At 51.1% G+C, this 746-nt stretch carries 1 protein-coding gene; it reads left to right on the top strand.

Annotated elements, in window-relative coordinates:
- The coding region (locus tag IDSA_RS11755; RefSeq protein WP_034777303.1) for an elongation factor Tu at nucleotides 1-746 on the top strand (746 nt) is incomplete at both ends.

Genomic DNA, 746 nt, shown 5'->3' with positions numbered 1-746 from the left:
AAAGAAAAATTTAATCGCGTCAAACCGCACGTTAACGTCGGTACTATCGGCCACGTTGACCACGGTAAAACTACTCTGACTGCTGCAATCACGTCAGTACTGGCGAAAACCTACGGTGGTTCTGCACGTGCGTTCGATCAAATCGATAACGCGCCTGAAGAAAAAGCCCGTGGTATCACCATCTCAACTTCACACGTTGAGTATGACACTCCAGCACGTCACTATGCCCACGTTGACTGCCCAGGCCACGCTGACTATGTCAAAAACATGATCACCGGTGCGGCGCAGATGGACGGCGCTATCCTGGTAGTAGCTGCCACTGACGGCCCAATGCCACAGACGCGTGAGCACATCCTGCTGTCACGTCAGGTCGGCGTTCCTTACATCATCGTGTTCATGAACAAGTGTGACATGGTTGATGATGAAGAGCTGTTAGAGCTGGTTGAAATGGAAGTTCGTGAACTTCTGTCAGAATACGACTTCCCGGGCGACGACCTGCCAGTTATTCAGGGTTCAGCTCTGAAAGCACTGGAAGGCGACGAAGCTTACGAGAAGAAAATCATCGAGCTGGCCGAAGCGCTGGATACATACATCCCAGAGCCAGAGCGTGACATCGATAAGCCATTCATCATGCCTATCGAAGACGTATTCTCAATCTCAGGCCGCGGTACTGTTGTAACCGGTCGTGTTGAGCGCGGTATCGTGCGTACTGGTGATGAAGTTGAAATCGTTGGTATCAAAGACAC

Source organism: Pseudidiomarina salinarum, assembly GCF_000753715.1.
Lineage (GTDB): Bacteria > Pseudomonadota > Gammaproteobacteria > Enterobacterales > Alteromonadaceae > Pseudidiomarina > Pseudidiomarina salinarum.
Note: the sequence above shows the minus strand (reverse complement) of the source record. Positions and strands in the feature narration are given on the sequence as shown.